The organism is Rhodoferax sp. GW821-FHT09E07, assembly GCF_059416145.1.
Map to the genome: position 1 here is coordinate 1 of NZ_JBWKOP010000010.1, position 2,500 is coordinate 2,500.

Consider the following 2,500-nt stretch of genomic DNA (forward strand, 5'->3'; position numbering starts at 1 on the left):
ACTGCTCGGATTCTGTCTTCGTACGAATACATGAACTACCTCCAAAGATAGTCCAAGATTTCGTCCGCATCCCCCTCAGGCCATATCTCTGAAAGGCTTTACACATTGACCTAAAAGACCTCGCCACTGCGCGAGGTTTTTCATGTGCACGGAATCCAAGGCAAAACGTACAGGCAAAAAAAAGCCCCACCTGTTTAGGTGGGGCTTTTTCGGCTTGTAATAGCCTGACGATGACCTACTTTCACACGGGAATCCGCACTATCATCGGCGCTGACTCGTTTCACTGTCCTGTTCGGGATGGGAAGGAGTGGTACCAAGTCGCTATGGTCGTCAGGCATAACTTTTTGTCACCCAGACTAGGTCTGGGCAACCAATTTATAGAGCTAATCAGCTTGTCTTTTACGACACCTGCCGGTGTGCTGTACACGGGCAGGATTTTGAATGCGTCAACTTGGCATAACTTCCTTGAGACACTTATCGTGAATCAAAGTTATAGGGTCAAGCCGCACGAGCAATTAGTATCAGTTAGCTTAACGCATTACTGCGCTTCCACACCTGACCTATCAACGTCCTGGTCTTGAACGACTCTTTAGGGGGCTCAAGGCCCCGGCAGATCTCATCTTGAAACGAGTTTCCCGCTTAGATGCTTTCAGCGGTTATCTCTTCCACACTTAGCTACTCGGCAATGCCACTGGCGTGACAACCGATACACCAGAGGTGTGTCCACTCCGGTCCTCTCGTACTAGGAGCAGGCTTCCTCAAATCTGCAGCGCCCACGGAAGATAGGGACCAAACTGTCTCACGACGTTTTAAACCCAGCTCACGTACCTCTTTAAATGGCGAACAGCCATACCCTTGGGACCGGCTACAGCCCCAGGATGAGATGAGCCGACATCGAGGTGCCAAACACCGCCGTCGATATGAACTCTTGGGCGGTATCAGCCTGTTATCCCCAGAGTACCTTTTATCCGTTGAGCGATGGCCCTTCCATACAGAACCACCGGATCACTATGTCCTGCTTTCGCATCTGCTCGACTTGTCAGTCTCGCAGTTAAGCACGCTTATGCCATTGCACTATCATCACGATGTCCGACCGTAACTAGCGTACCTTCGAACTCCTCCGTTACGCTTTGGGAGGAGACCGCCCCAGTCAAACTGCCTACCATGCACTGTCCCCGATCCAGATAATGGACCTAGGTTAGAACCTCAAACACACCAGGGTGGTATTTCAACGTTGGCTCCACGATACCTAGCGGCACCGCTTCAAAGCCTCCCACCTATCCTACACAGATCTGTTCAAAGTCCAATACAAAGCTACAGTAAAGGTTCATGGGGTCTTTCCGTCTTTCCGCGGGGAGATTGCATCATCACAAACATTTCAACTTCGCTGAGTCTCAGGAGGAGACAGTGTGGCCATCGTTACGCCATTCGTGCAGGTCGGAACTTACCCGACAAGGAATTTCGCTACCTTAGGACCGTTATAGTTACGGCCGCCGTTTACTGGGACTTCAATCAAGAGCTTGCACCCCATCATTTAATCTTCCAGCACCGGGCAGGCGTCACACCCTATACGTCCACTTTCGTGTTTGCAGAGTGCTGTGTTTTTAATAAACAGTCGCAGCCACCGATTTTTTGCAACCTCATTGGGCTCCATCCGCGAGGGACTTCACCTACTAAAGGCACACCTTCTTCCGAAGTTACGGTGTCAATTTGCCGAGTTCCTTCTCCTGAGTTCTCTCAAGCGCCTTAGAATACTCATCTCGCGCACCAGTGTCGGTTTGCGGTACGGTCGTGTGTAGCTGAAGCTTAGTGGCTTTTCCTGGAAGCAGGGTATCACTCACTTCGAGTGCAAGCACTCTCGTTATCACTCCTCATCTAAGCCCGGCGGATTTGCCTACCAGGCACGACTACAAGCTTGAACCAACATGTCCAACAGTTGGCTGAGTTAACCTTCTCCGTCCCCACATCGCACTACACATCGGTACAGGAATATTGACCTGTTTCCCATCAGCTACGCATCTCTGCCTCGCCTTAGGGGCCGACTCACTCTACGCCGATGAACGTTGCGTAGAAAACCTTGCGCTTACGGCGAGGGGGCTTTTCACCCCCTTTAACGCTACTCATGTCAGCATTCGCACTTCTGATACCTCCAGCACGCTTTACAACGCACCTTCACAGGCTTACAGAACGCTCTCCTACCACTTGCAATAAATTGCAAATCCGCAGCTTCGGTAACTGGCTTAGCCCCGTTACATCTTCCGCGCAGGACGACTCGATCAGTGAGCTATTACGCTTTCTTTAAATGATGGCTGCTTCTAAGCCAACATCCTGACTGTTTTAGCCTTCCCACTTCGTTTCCCACTTAGCCAATTTTAGGGACCTTAGCTGGCGGTCTGGGTTGTTTCCCTCTTGAGTCCGGACGTTAGCACCCGGTGCTCTGTCTCCCAAGCTGTACTCTGCGGTATTCGGAGTTTGCATTGGTTTGGTAAGTCGCCATGAC

Annotated in this window: 2 rRNA genes (1 of these 2 cut by a window edge); both read right to left on the bottom strand. The window is 51.0% G+C overall.

From position 1 onward, the window contains the following. Positions 1-222 precede the first annotated feature (222 nt). A 5S ribosomal RNA gene (gene rrf, locus AC07OE_RS18660) occupies positions 223-335 on the bottom strand. 159 nt (positions 336-494) lie between these two features. Continuing rightward, a 23S ribosomal RNA gene (locus tag AC07OE_RS18665) occupies positions 495-2,500 on the bottom strand; it runs 872 nt beyond the window's last position.